This window comes from Neobacillus citreus (assembly GCF_018343545.2).
In the GTDB taxonomy this organism is placed as follows: Bacteria; Bacillota; Bacilli; order Bacillales; family Cytobacillaceae; genus Neobacillus; species Neobacillus citreus.
In genome coordinates, this window is record NZ_JAGYPE020000061.1 from 23,114 (window position 1) to 35,071 (window position 11,958).

Annotated in this window: 12 protein-coding genes; 1 reads left to right on the forward strand and 11 read right to left on the reverse strand. The window is 46.0% G+C overall.

Features of this window, described 5'->3' with window-relative positions; all coding sequences use genetic code 11:
- Nucleotides 1-208 precede the first annotated feature (208 nt).
- The 11 genes from prmC to KHB02_RS24120 form a co-directional block, all read right to left on the reverse strand.
- Nucleotides 209-1,078 (reverse strand): peptide chain release factor N(5)-glutamine methyltransferase, encoded by an 870-nt coding sequence (gene prmC / locus KHB02_RS24070; RefSeq protein ID WP_213148111.1) that lies wholly within the window; start codon nt 1,076-1,078, stop codon nt 209-211.
- Nucleotides 1,071-2,144 carry a peptide chain release factor 1 gene (prfA, locus tag KHB02_RS24075; protein ID WP_213148112.1) on the reverse strand — a complete coding sequence of 358 codons (1,074 nt, stop codon included), beginning with the start codon at nt 2,142-2,144 and terminating at the stop codon, nt 1,071-1,073. Before prfA ends, prmC begins: the two co-directional genes overlap by 8 nt.
- A 653-nt stretch (nt 2,145-2,797) precedes the next feature.
- The gene (locus tag KHB02_RS24080) at nt 2,798-3,262 is read right to left on the reverse strand and encodes a hypothetical protein (RefSeq protein WP_213147965.1); all 465 of its coding nucleotides are present in this window, start codon (nt 3,260-3,262) and stop codon (nt 2,798-2,800) included.
- 240 nt (nt 3,263-3,502) lie between these two features.
- The gene (locus tag KHB02_RS24085; RefSeq protein WP_213147964.1) at nt 3,503-4,114 is read right to left on the reverse strand and encodes a thymidine kinase; all 612 of its coding nucleotides are present in this window, start codon (nt 4,112-4,114) and stop codon (nt 3,503-3,505) included.
- Nucleotides 4,115-4,368: 254 nt separating this feature from the next.
- Complete coding sequence (gene rpmE, locus KHB02_RS24090) at nt 4,369-4,578, reverse strand: 50S ribosomal protein L31 (RefSeq protein WP_213147963.1); 210 nt, start codon at nt 4,576-4,578, stop codon at nt 4,369-4,371.
- A 202-nt stretch (nt 4,579-4,780) separates the two neighbouring features.
- Nucleotides 4,781-6,046: a transcription termination factor Rho gene (rho, locus tag KHB02_RS24095; RefSeq protein ID WP_213147962.1), complete on the reverse strand. Its 1,266-nt coding sequence runs from the start codon at nt 6,044-6,046 to the stop codon at nt 4,781-4,783.
- Between the two features lie 291 nt (nt 6,047-6,337).
- Nucleotides 6,338-7,297: a class II fructose-bisphosphatase gene (gene glpX / locus KHB02_RS24100; protein WP_213147961.1), complete on the reverse strand. Its 960-nt coding sequence runs from the start codon at nt 7,295-7,297 to the stop codon at nt 6,338-6,340.
- A 58-nt stretch (nt 7,298-7,355) separates the two neighbouring features.
- The gene (locus KHB02_RS24105; protein WP_213147960.1) at nt 7,356-8,642 is read right to left on the reverse strand and encodes a UDP-N-acetylglucosamine 1-carboxyvinyltransferase; all 1,287 of its coding nucleotides are present in this window, start codon (nt 8,640-8,642) and stop codon (nt 7,356-7,358) included.
- 335 nt (nt 8,643-8,977) lie between these two features.
- A complete protein-coding gene (gene fsa / locus KHB02_RS24110) occupies nt 8,978-9,628 on the reverse strand; it encodes a fructose-6-phosphate aldolase (RefSeq protein WP_213147959.1) in 651 nt (216 codons plus the stop codon).
- 106 nt (nt 9,629-9,734) lie between these two features.
- Nucleotides 9,735-10,589 carry a class II fructose-bisphosphate aldolase gene (locus KHB02_RS24115; protein ID WP_213147958.1) on the reverse strand — a complete coding sequence of 285 codons (855 nt, stop codon included), beginning with the start codon at nt 10,587-10,589 and terminating at the stop codon, nt 9,735-9,737.
- 257 nt (nt 10,590-10,846) lie between these two features.
- Nucleotides 10,847-11,218, reverse strand: a complete 372-nt coding sequence (locus KHB02_RS24120) for a response regulator (protein ID WP_213117113.1) — start codon at nt 11,216-11,218, stop codon at nt 10,847-10,849.
- A 181-nt stretch (nt 11,219-11,399) separates the two neighbouring features.
- On the opposite strand from KHB02_RS24120, the gene KHB02_RS24125 reads away from it, so the two are divergent.
- On the forward strand, nt 11,400-11,930 hold the full coding sequence (locus tag KHB02_RS24125; protein WP_213147957.1) for a DUF2529 domain-containing protein: 531 nt from the start codon (nt 11,400-11,402) through the stop codon (nt 11,928-11,930).
- Nucleotides 11,931-11,958 lie beyond the last annotated feature (28 nt).

Below are 11,958 nucleotides of genomic sequence, written 5' to 3' on the forward strand. Positions count from 1 at the left end.
TCGACTCCTTCTGAGCGGCTTCTGTTTTCGGCATATATAAATTTAGCATTGTCGCTAACGATAAAACCACCAAATATCCCCAAACTACCAGTTTCCCTCTCATCTCTAGCACCGTCCCTTCCCTTTGCCTTACCATTGTGGACAAAATGCCAGAATCTTAAACTATTAAATTTTACTATTTTTAAGTGACAAAAAAAGCTCCGGGTTCTTAACTCCCGAAGCCAATCTCCGCAAACACCATCCGGTCCTTGCCGTTAATATCATTCACTACTTCAACAAAAACATTCTCAAATGCTTTTCGAAAAAGCTCCGCTACCGCTTCGCCCTGACCGGCCCCAATCTCGAAACATACCAGCGCGCCCGGCGCGAGCACCTGCGGAAGCTCCACCATAAAGCGGCGGTAAAAATCCAGTCCATCCGCGCCTGCGAAGAGTGCCCGGTGCGGCTCGTGATCAGTAACCACCTCGGACATGCTCTCAATGTCAGCAACCGGAATATACGGCGGATTTGACACCACTACATTTAGCTTCTCACCGGCCGCTATAAACGGCTGCAACAAGTCACCTTGGATGAATTGGACATCCGCGCCAAGCTGGCGGGCATTCTCCTTCGCCACCTCCAGAGAGGATTCAGCAATATCTGTAGCAGTTACTTTTAAAGACGGCTGTTCCAGCTTTAAGCTAATAGCAATTGCCCCACTGCCTGTTCCAATATCAGCAAGCCTAACTTCCTCGCGCTCACTAAATAGTCGCTTCATCCGCTGCAACGTCCCGTAAACCAGCTCTTCTGTCTCCGGCCTCGGAATCAGAACCTCAGGCGTAACCACAAAAGTCCGCCCGTAAAACTCCTCAGTCCCGATGATATACTGCACCGGAACTCCCTCAGCGTGTTCGCAGACCGCTTTTTCAAAAAGCTCCCACACTTCAGGCTCTAGCTCCTCATGCACATTGGCAAACAGCTGCGACCGCGTCATCCCAGTAAAATGCCGTAGCAGCAATTCCCCCGCATTCTCATCCCGGCCTGCTGCAACTAAAAAAGAAGAAGCCCATTTCAGAGCTTCGAATACCTTTTTACTCATTTGTGGCATTTTCCAATCTTCTCGCTTGGTCATCGAGCACCAATGCCTCAATGATTTCTTCCAGCTTGCCCTCAATAATCTGATCCAACTTTTGAATCGTTAAGCCAATCCGGTGGTCGGTCACCCGGTTTTGTGGGTAGTTATACGTCCGAATCCGTTCAGAACGGTCACCCGTACCAACCGCTGATTTCCGCACCTGGTCATACTCCGCCTGGGCTTCCTGCTGGAATTTATCATAAATACGGGCCCGCAAGATTTTCATCGCCTTGTCCTTGTTTTTGTGCTGAGAACGCTCGTCCTGGGAGGTTGCCGTAATACCAGTCGGAATGTGCGTCAACCGAACCGCTGACATCGTGGTGTTAACACTCTGTCCGCCGGCACCGCTGGATGCAAATGTATCAAAGCGGATATCCTTATCGTTAATTTCGATATCAAATTCCTCAACTTCCGGAAGGGTAGCAACCGTCGCTGTGGATGTATGAATCCGGCCGCCAGACTCCGTTTCCGGCACACGCTGTACCCGGTGCGCACCATTTTCAAATTTCAGTTTGGAAAAGGCACCCTGTCCAGTAATCATAAAAATAATCTCTTTAAAGCCGCCGAGACCAGTCTCGTTGGCATCAATCACTTCCGTCTTCCAGCCCTGCGCTTCCGCATATCGTGAGTACATGCGATATAGCGTACCGGCAAACAATGCCGCTTCCTCGCCGCCCGCTGCGCCGCGGATTTCCATGATAACGTTCTTGTCATCGTTCGGGTCCTTCGGAACAAGCAAGATTTTTAACTTGCCTTCAAGCTCCTCAATCTGCGCCTCAAGCTCGCTGACCTCTTCCTTGACCATTTCGCGCATTTCCGCATCAAGCTTGTCCTCAAGCATCACCTTTGCGTCCTGCAGCTGAGATTTTGCATCCTTATACTGGCGGTACGCTTGCACAGTCTCCTGCAGGTCCGCCTGTTCCTTCGAATAATCACGAAGCTTTTTAGAATCATTTATAATTTCCGGATCGCTCAGCAGCTCATTAAGCCGCTCATAACGGTCCTCTACCGATTGTAGACGATCAAACACAGTCATTCACCTCAAATTAAATTCAAAACTTCTATCTAAACACCCGCAACACCGGGCCGAAAATTGTCCATAACATTCTAATTATAGTATAGCTAAAAACCCGCGTCAATGTGATGCATGGGGACGGTTCTCATGCCTCACAAACTGAAGCACAGGGATGCACAGGGATGCACAGGGACGGTTCTCATGCCTCACAATTTCTGTATCGTATCCGAATTGATACCCCAGGAAAGTAAAATAGGAAATTTGGAAAGTATTTGTTCAAAAAATGTAAGTAAAACCGGCAAGTTGGAAAGTACCCACTCTGAATAGGAAAGTAAAATCGGAAAGTATATCCAAATAACTGGTAATTTTGATACACGGGGACGGTTCTCGTGCATCAAAAGGGTGCAAAAAAGGCACTTCCAATATCAAAATTGTTTTAGTTGGCGAGTAAATTTTAAAAGTTGGCGAGTAAATAGATAAAAATGACGAGTAAATTCTAAATTTGGGAGAGTAAACTGCCAAATCAGACCAGTAAATCCCTAAATTAGGCGAGCAAGATACCTTTTTTTAAAAAACCCCCTTATTTAACTCTATAAATTACCTTTAAAATCTCCAAATATACACACATCACATCAAAAAAACATGCCCTGGTCCCCAGAGCATGCCCATTATCTCCTATCTTCCTGTACATTAACTTCAATATTATAACGCGGCAACGCACGCATCAGCTTCTTATGCAGCCTAGCCTCCGCATCCCGTTTATCACCACTAGAAAGCATCCCTTTTTTGTAAACCTTCACCCACATTCTGTCGCCATTAATCCAAACAGAATCGGTCACAAATTCATGCGTGTCTGCAATCACCTGTTTGGCCTTGGCGATATCGTTGCCCTGGTTGTTAGCACCGGCTTCGCTGCCACTTCCGGTTCCCGTCAGGTCAAGGAAGTTCGGGTTTTGGTTGGTCACATCGTCCTCGACCATATGCTGGTCGTTGATATCATGATTGGACACAAGATTCCTCGTCTGTCGGTCGCCGCGCAAGTCATTAGCCGCATCATCATCGGCACTACGGCCATTTTGGCAGCCCGTCGCCAACAAAAGTATGATACCGACAAGAAACATCCACTTTTTCATCGAATTACACCTCCATGGTACTAGCATGCCCTGCCACACGCAGCCATCCCCGAGTGAATTCTTTCCAACCTTAAACACAGTCTTAATACAGCAAAAGGTGACAGGCACCTTTACGAAATTTCACATAAATACCTGTCACTCTACCCAGCCATTGCCGCCGGCCTCCTAAAAACAACAAAAAGGTGCCCGGCACCACGCGAACATGGCAGCACTGACACCCTTCAAAAATAAAACCTAAACTTATACGCCCTCTTCAACCGCCTGGCGCACCGCCGCAGTCCTAGGCACCTCATGATGATGACGACAGCGCGGCTCATATGCTTCCGAGGCACCAACCAAAATCACCGGATCATGGTAGGAAGCCGGATGTCCGTCAATCAAACGCTGCGTCCTGCTTGCCGGTGATCCGCAAACAGCACAGACAGCCTGCAGCTTTGTCACTGACTCGGCAATCGCCATCAGCTTCGGCATCTGTCCGAACGCCTCGCCGCGGAAATCCTGATCAAGCCCCGCGACAATCACGCGGTGGCCGGAATCCGCCAGCTGCTGGACAACTCTTACGATGCCTTCATCGAAAAACTGCGCCTCATCAATTGCGACAATATCCATATCCGCTTCCACATGATGCAAAATCTCAATCGAATGGGAAATCGGCTTCGCCTCAAAAGAAGTGCCATTATGGGAAACAACAGACTGGTCATGATAGCGATTATCGATTTTCGGTTTAAATACAGCTATTTTTTGTTTAGCAAACTGGGCACGCCGCACGCGCCGAATTAACTCCTCTGATTTTCCAGAAAACATACTGCCGCAGATAACCTCAACCCATCCGCTTTGCGTCATAACATACATTAACGGCGTCTCCTTCCTCAAACGAAACCATCTCTATTTATCATATACAAAATCATATTTTTATTATTAGCCAATAAAAAACAGGCAAGCCAATGTTGCATCTTGCCTGTCTTTTGCGCGAGTATTTATCCCGCTTTAACGCGCAGTAACTCCCTTCGGTCGCAACTGCCCGTAAAAGCCCGATAAGTTCAACTAACCATAGTGGAATCTACGCAGTACGTTCTAGCGAAGTCTCCACTGATGGAAGTTTCACATTATTCTTGTGTCTTAAGACCGTATTTTTTGTTGAAACGGTCAACACGTCCGCCTGCTTCAGCGAATTTTTGACGACCAGTATAGAATGGGTGGCACTCAGAGCAAGTCTCAACGCGGATCTCGTTCTTTACAGAACCGCTTTCGAAAGTGTTGCCGCATGCGCAAGTCACCATTACTTTTTTAAAATTTGGATGAATTCCTGCTTTCATTCTTTTCATCTCCTTCCGCCCTGAATCATTCGAAACAGAGTTATATACAGTGCTTGTCTTAACAAGTCACAGAATTACAAAAAACACACTGACCACATTATAACAGCCAGACTAATTGTTTGCAAGCTGGGATTTTCAGCCTTTTTGAAAAAACAAAACCAAAATATCGGGTTCGCTCGAAACCTCGCCCCAAACTCAAAACCTAAGAGCGGCGCGCCTTAAGCTCCTCACCAAGCTGATCGAAAAACTCCTGGTTGGACTTCGTCTGACGTAACTTTTTCAAGAAGCGCTCGGCAAAATCTGGGGAATCTGACATTGATTTGCGAATCGCCCATAACTTATCCAAGTGATCCTTCGGAATAAGAAGCTCTTCCTTACGCGTGCCGGAACGACGGATATCAAGCGCAGGGAACACACGGCGTTCTGCAAGCTGTCTGTCAAGGTGCAGTTCCATGTTACCGGTACCTTTAAATTCTTCATAAATGACGTCATCCATACGCGAACCGGTGTCAACTAGCGCCGTCGCTAGGATCGTCAAGCTGCCGCCTTCTTCAATGTTACGGGCCGCACCGAAGAAACGCTTCGGACGGTGGAACGCTGCCGGGTCAATACCACCGGACAACGTCCGGCCGCTTGGCGGAATCACTAGGTTATAAGCACGAGCCAAACGCGTAATACTATCCATCAAGATAACAACATCGCGTTTGTGCTCAACAAGACGCATTGCTCGGTCCAAAACAAGCTCAGCGACCTTGATATGGTTCTCGGGAACCTCATCAAACGTCGAGCTGACTACATCACCGGCAACAGAACGCTCAATGTCGGTCACCTCTTCCGGACGCTCATCGATCAACAGCACGATCAACTCGACATCAGGGTGGTTTGTGGTAACGCTGTTAGCAATTTCCTTCAGAAGCATTGTTTTACCAGCCTTCGGAGGCGCAACAATTAGACCACGCTGGCCAAAACCAACTGGTGCCACAAGGTCCATAATCCGGGTTGATAAATGCTTTTGCGTTGTTTCGAGCTTCATCATCCGGTTCGGATATAAAGGCGTTAACGCCGGGAAGTAAACGCGTTCCTTCGCAGATTCCGGATCTTCACCGTTAACGGCTTCTACATGAAGCAATCCGAAATAACGCTCATTTTCCTTTGGCGGACGAACCTTTCCAGATACCTTGTCCCCATTGCGGAGGTCGAAACGGCGGATTTGCGATGCCGAGATATAAATATCCTCAGAGCTTGGCGAATAGTTGATCGGGCGCAGGAAGCCGAAGCCCTCTGACTGGATAATTTCCAAAACGCCTTCCATGAAGAAATAGCCCTGCTGCTCGGCACGGGATTTTAAAATTGCAAAAATCAATTCTTTTTTCGTTAATTTGCTGTAATAGGTCACTTTATATTCGCGCGCAAGCTCATAAAGCTCCTTCAGCTTCATATTTTCTAAACTTGAAATCGTTAATTCCAATGTGTACACCACGCTTTTAAATTTTTCCTTCAAATCCGCTGTCAATTAGGAGCGAGAAATGATAGTAAGATAATAGAGTTGAGGAAATGAATAGAAGTTGATAGAAATGAATAGATTGGCAGAAAACTTGCATGATAAAACAATCTCTATTTTACCCTCTCAGCGAAAAGTTAATCAACTTATTTTTCAAACATCCCTTATTGGAAATATTTTCTGGAAGGAATCCTCATGGAGAATGGGGAGATTTCTGCAAATTTCGGGTGGTGGAAGGCACCACCCGATGTTCGCTACCTATAGTACTAAATTTGGTTTTTTGTTTAGGCTGTGTCGGCCGTCGATGAAACGAACAGTTCCTGACTTTGCCCGCATAACAACAGAATGGGTCGAAGCGTGAGAGCCCTTGAACTGGACACCGCGCAACAGTTCCCCGTCCGTTACGCCTGTTGCCGTAAAGATAGCGTCGTCGCCTTTGACCAAATCCTCCATGCGAAGAATGCGGCTCACGTCCAAGCCCATTTTTTTACAGCGTTCAAGCTCAGCATCATTTTGCGGCAGCAATTTGCCGATCAGTTCACCGCCAAGGCATTTCAAGGCGACTGCTGAAATAACACCCTCAGGTGCACCACCCGAACCGAACAGAATATCAACACCGGTATTATCAAAAGCAGTATTGATGGCCCCGGCCACATCACCGTCATTAATAAGTTTAATGCGGGCACCCGCTTCACGAATTTGGGCAATGATATGCTCGTGGCGCGGACGGTTCAGCACAGTCGCAACCACGTCTTGAATATCTTTATTTTTTGCTTTCGCTACAGCCTTCAGGTTATCAATGACAGGAGCGTCGATATCAATTAGCCCAACGGCTTCCGGTCCGACTGCGATTTTTTCCATATACATATCTGGAGCATGGAGCAGGCAGCCATGGTCAGCCACAGCGAGAACAGCTAATGCATTCCAGCCGCCGGACGCCAAAATATTGGTACCTTCAAGCGGGTCAACGGCAACATCGACACGAGGCCCGTAGCCATTCCCTAACTTTTCTCCAATATAAAGCATTGGCGCTTCGTCCATTTCCCCTTCACCGATGACAACAGTTCCTTTCATCGGAATGGTGTCAAACACATCGCGCATCGCCGAAGTGGCTGCTCCATCTGCTTCGTCTTTTTTACCGCGGCCCATCCAGCGTGCGGAAGCAAGCGCTGCTGCTTCAGTTACCCGGACAAGCTCCATCGTTAAACTTCTTTCCATTGTTCTCCATCCCCCATTTTTTTCTGATGAGACTTCGTTCCTTCATAAGTATATCTCATTATGTGTTTTTAAGGTGCTCTAATTCTTCCTGCGTTAATGCCTCCCGCCAGACGGTGGCGCCAAGGCCGTTTAATTTTTCGACCAGGTTGCTGTAGCCGCGGTCGATGTGGTCGAGACCGGTTACTTCGGTGATTCCTTCCGCCATCAGACCGGCAATGAACAGCGCTGCTCCGGCACGAAGGTCACTTGCCTTGACTTTGGCGCCGTGGAGCTGGATCGGTCCGTTGATAATAGCAGATCGTCCCTCCACTTTAATGTTGGCGTTCATTCTTCTTAACTCATCAATATGCTTAAATCGGGCACCATAAATAGTGTCAGTTACCACACTTGAGCCCGCTGCCTTTGTTAACAGGGCTGTAAATGGCTGCTGCAGGTCGGTTGGAAAGCCCGGATAAACAAGCGTTTTGATATCGACGGCTTTCAGGTTCGAAGGGCCGTTGACAAACACCTGGTCATCGCCGGATTCGATATTCACGCCCATTTCGCGAAGCTTAGCAATCAATGATTCCAAGTGCTGCGGAATCACGTTATCAATCAGCACGCCCTCGCCCATTGCCGCACCAAGAATCATATAGGTTCCGGCCTCAATCCGGTCTGGAATGATCGTATGTCTGCAGCCATGCAGGCTGTCCACCCCGTCAATCCGGATAACATCGGTTCCGGCACCTTTAATTTTCGCGCCCATGTTAGTTAACAAAGTGGCGACATCAATAATTTCCGGCTCTTTGGCGGCGTTTTCAATTATTGTTCTGCCTTTCGCTCTTACCGCTGCCAGCATGATATTAATCGTTGCTCCGACACTGACGACGTCCAGATAAATCCGGGCGCCGCGAAGCTCGTCCGCGCGCAGATAAATAGCTCCCTGCTCGTTCGTGATTTGAGCACCAAGCGCTTCAAAGCCTTTGATATGCTGGTCAATCGGTCTTGGTCCCAAGTGACAGCCGCCGGGCAGACCAATCACTGCCTTTTTGAAACGGCCGAGCATCGCGCCCATTAAATAATAAGAAGCGCGCAGCTTTTTAACTTTGCCATTTGGCAGCGGCATGGAGATCATTGCCGATGGGTCGACCGTCATTTCATCGTCTGTAATACGCACTGTGCCGCCAATTTCCTCAAGCAAGTCCTTTAAAATTTCAACATCGGAAATATCAGGCAGTCCTTCGATTGTAACGGGTGATTCCGCTAAAATCGTCGCAGGTATAAGGGCAACAGCACTATTTTTGGCACCGCTGACCCTTACAGTTCCCTTTAATGGATATCCGCCCGCAATTTTAAGTTTTTCCATTTTCGACTCCCTTCTAAGCCTATGTAAAAATTGATTTATCGATTGAATGGAATGGTACTTTTTTGACCGTGACGCAAGTCTGTTTTTTCACCGAGCTTTTCTAGCAGACTGCCCGAAAAAAAGCACCTTTAAACCAAAATAAGGCCTCAGGTATATTTTTCCAACATTATAAGTCAAATTCCGACAGGTTGTCTAATTTATAGTTTACACGAAAATTATATTTTCATGTATGACAAATAAAAAAATTTACACGAAAATGGAAAAACAGCGGAATCATTATGCCTTTTTTACAGGGATCCCAGCATTTTAAAAAGGCGGAAATTTCCATAAAAATCTTACGCTTCTTGGCGGTTATTCCAATCTTTCAAGAAAGCTTCGATCCCTTTGTCTGTTAGTGGGTGCTGAGTAAGTCCCATCAATACTTTGTAAGGAATGGTCGCGATATGCGCACCTCTTAATGCTGCCTCCGTAACATGCAGCGGGTGGCGGATAGACGCCGCGATGATTTCCGTTTTAATGTCATGAACGGCGAAAATATCAGCAATCGTGGAAATTAGGTCTAAGCCGTTTTGGCCGATATCATCCAGTCTTCCCAAGAATGGAGATACATAGGTTGCACCGGCGCGGGCAGCAAGCAGAGCTTGGTTCGCGTTGAAGATTAAAGTTACGTTTGTTTTAATGCCTTTTTTTGAAAAAGCATGGACCGCTTTCAGGCCGTCTGGAGTCATTGGAACTTTGACGGTGATATTTGGTGCGATGGCAGCAAGCTCAAGGCCTTCTTTGATCATGCCTTCAGCATCAAGGGCGATTACTTCTGCACTAACAGAACCAGGAACAAGGGCGGTAATTTCTTTTAAACGATCGTGAAAAGAAACGCCTTTTTCTTTAGCCACAAGGGATGGGTTTGTCGTAACACCTGCTAATAAACCAAGGTCATGCGCTTCGCGGATTTCTTCCAGGTTGGCTGTATCAATAAAAAATTTCATGTTGCTCTCCTCCATTTTTGCCTAAATTTTCTATATACTTTGAACACACGGAAACCGCCCTATTGGTAGGGCGGTTTATTTTATCATAACTACAAAAAAGTGCTTTTTAGGCTTTGCCTGAAGAACCGAATTCGCGCATTTTGCCAATTACGGTTTCTTTGATGGCATCGCGAGCAGGGCCCAAGTATTTGCGTGGGTCATACTCGTTTGGTTTAGCAGCTAGCACTTCACGAACTGTTTTTGCAGAAGCAATTTGGTTTTCAGTGTTTACGTTAATTTTTGCAGTTCCAAGTGAAACAGAACGCTGGATGTCCTTTGTTGGGATTCCAGTACCACCGTGTAATACTAGTGGCATACCAGTAAGTTTACCGATTTCTTCCATTTCTTTGAAACCAAGATTTGGTTCGCCTTTATAAGGGCCGTGTACTGAACCTAATGCAGGAGCTAGGCAGTCGATACCTGTGCGTTTAACTAATTCAACACACTCGTTAGCGTCAGCATAGATAATGCTTCCAGAAACGTCGTCCTCTTGTCCGCCAACTGTTCCTAGTTCAGCTTCAACGGAAACACCTTTTGAATGAGCGTAGTCTACTACCTTTTTAGTAATTTCCACGTTCTCTTCGAATGGGTGGTGTGAAGCATCGATCATAACAGATGTAAAACCTGCATCAATTGCTTCTTTACATTTTTCAAAACTTGAACCGTGATCAAGGTGAATAGCCACTGGTACCGTAATTTTATAATCTTCCAATAAGCCTTCTACCATTTTCACAACGGTTTTGAATCCGCCAATGTAACGGCCAGCGCCTTCAGAGACACCAAGGATTACAGGTGAATTCTCTTCTTGAGCAGCTTGAAGAATAGCTTGTGTGAATTCTAAGTTATTGATGTTAAATTGCCCTACAGCATAGCCTTCTGCTTTACCTTTGTTGAGCATTTCTGTCATGGAAACTAATGGCATATCTCTTCCTCCTTAAATTCGGTCGGTATCTTTCAGAAATGAGTTTATCCATATTGATTTTCCCCACCATATGGCTGATTATGTATCGTTTCCAAAAGATAGCAGCCAATCAAATTTTCACTATGTATCATATCAAAAGAAAGTAAGAATTGCTATTAATCTAACAGCGTTTTGTAAAAGTGTCATAATGAAAACGCCGTCATTCCGCTGGATGAAAAAAAGCAAACGATATGACGTTGCTTTTTTTCAAAAATATATTAATTCGTTTTTTGCGGGATATGTTTTCTGACGGCAGCGCGAATGTCGTCGATGTCAAACGGCTTGGCAAAGTGGGTGATGGCGCCAAGGTCTTTTGCTTCCTGAATCATGTCCAGTTCGCCGTAAGCGGTCATGATAATAACGCGAATGTCCGGGTCGAGCACTTTCATTCTTTTTAAAATTTCAATCCCGTCCATGCCTGGAATTTTCATATCCAACAGCACTAGGTCCGGGTCATGTGTTTTCACAATCTCCAGCGCCTGCACCCCGTTGGCTGCCTGAAAGGTCTGATACCCTTCTTTTTGAAAAACCTCATTCAATAAAATGCGGATGCCAAACTGGTCGTCAACGATTAAAATTTTCTCCTTCATTCTTCCACCTCTTCCCTCATTTAATATATTCCATATGTATATATCTTTATTAAATTCTCCTCCTCGAGGAAAAAATCCTGCATCATTTTTAGAAACTGACCATGTTATTTTATGGAAATTTATTTATTTTGGCATTTTTATAAAAAGGTCTATAATATTAGTGCATATGAGGAGGGTTTTTATGTTAAAAATGTTCACTACTCAATTAATGGGTTTATTTAAAAGAATAGAGGAAAAGGAAGAGTTTGCGTTTGAGGATGCTGCCCGCCTGCTTGCCCAGGCCCCTGTCGGCGACGGCTCTATTTATATTTATGGTGAAAATGAAATGAAGGCTGTTTCAGCTGAAGCTGTGGATGGTGCTGAGCCTTTAAAATCAGCGAAAGCTTTGTCTATGGAATCTGCGGCTGACCTGGATATCGCCGATCGTGTATTGATTTTCGCGCGGACTTCTGCGGATGAGGCAGCTTTGTCGATTGCGAGTCAACTTCAGGAAAAAGGAATTCCGTTCGTGGCTATTTCGACTGTGATGGATGATTCTGCGGGTGGGTTAGCAGAAATTGCTGATGTTCATATTGATTTGCGGCTGACAAAAGGCTTGCTGCCGGACGAGTTCGGGAACCGAATTGGCTATCCGTCCTCGATGGCAGCATTGTTTGTGTACTATGGATTGAAATTTACGATTGAAGAGATCTTGGCGGAATACGAAATGTAAGCGAAACGGTCCTTGTAATGAGGGCCGT

Excerpts from the sequence above, each read along its gene's own strand:
- prmC (WP_213148111.1), bottom strand. The coding sequence starts at position 1,078 with ATGAGTAAAAAGGTATTCGAAGCTCTGAAATGGGCTTCTTCTTTTTTA.
- KHB02_RS24080 (WP_213147965.1), bottom strand. The coding sequence starts at position 3,262 with ATGAAAAAGTGGATGTTTCTTGTCGGTATCATACTTTTGTTGGCGACG.
- KHB02_RS24085 (WP_213147964.1), bottom strand. The coding sequence starts at position 4,114 with ATGTATGTTATGACGCAAAGCGGATGGGTTGAGGTTATCTGCGGCAGT.
- rpmE (WP_213147963.1), bottom strand. The coding sequence starts at position 4,578 with ATGAAAGCAGGAATTCATCCAAATTTTAAAAAAGTAATGGTGACTTGC.
- glpX (WP_213147961.1), bottom strand. The coding sequence starts at position 7,297 with ATGGAAAGAAGTTTAACGATGGAGCTTGTCCGGGTAACTGAAGCAGCA.
- KHB02_RS24105 (WP_213147960.1), bottom strand. The coding sequence starts at position 8,642 with ATGGAAAAACTTAAAATTGCGGGCGGATATCCATTAAAGGGAACTGTA.
- fsa (WP_213147959.1), bottom strand. The coding sequence starts at position 9,628 with ATGAAATTTTTTATTGATACAGCCAACCTGGAAGAAATCCGCGAAGCG.
- KHB02_RS24115 (WP_213147958.1), bottom strand. The coding sequence starts at position 10,589 with ATGCCATTAGTTTCCATGACAGAAATGCTCAACAAAGGTAAAGCAGAA.
- KHB02_RS24120 (WP_213117113.1), bottom strand. The coding sequence starts at position 11,218 with ATGAAGGAGAAAATTTTAATCGTTGACGACCAGTTTGGCATCCGCATT.
- KHB02_RS24125 (WP_213147957.1), top strand. The coding sequence starts at position 11,400 with ATGTTAAAAATGTTCACTACTCAATTAATGGGTTTATTTAAAAGAATA.